Source organism: Actinoplanes awajinensis subsp. mycoplanecinus, assembly GCF_001509495.1.
In the GTDB taxonomy this organism is placed as follows: domain Bacteria; phylum Actinomycetota; class Actinomycetes; order Mycobacteriales; family Micromonosporaceae; genus Actinoplanes; species Actinoplanes palleronii.
In genome coordinates this window covers 1-246 of the sequence record NZ_LLZH01000245.1, presented here as the reverse complement: position 1 = coordinate 246, position 246 = coordinate 1, and the positions used below count along the sequence as shown (strand labels likewise).

The 246-nt window shown below is 56.5% G+C and carries 1 rRNA gene; it reads left to right on the top strand.

Going from position 1 to position 246, the window contains the following annotated elements:
* Positions 1-150: 150 nt before the first annotated feature.
* Positions 151-246, top strand: a 5S ribosomal RNA gene (gene rrf, locus ADL15_RS24460); the annotation flags it as partial.

Genomic DNA, 246 nt, shown 5'->3' with positions numbered 1-246 from the left:
GTGTTGAGTTGACCGGTACTAATAGGCCGAGGGCTTAACCACCTCAAACTTTGTGCTACGCGTCCACTGTGTGATTCACAGCAAACGAACAACCACCCCAATTCCTGGGAGACCGGGATGGGTTGCTGGTTGAGTTTCGCTGATGGCTGTTTCGGTGGTCATAGCGGAGGGGAAACGCCCGGTTACATTCCGAACCCGGTAGCTAAGCCCTCCAGCGCCGATGGTACTGCACTCGGGAGGGTGTGG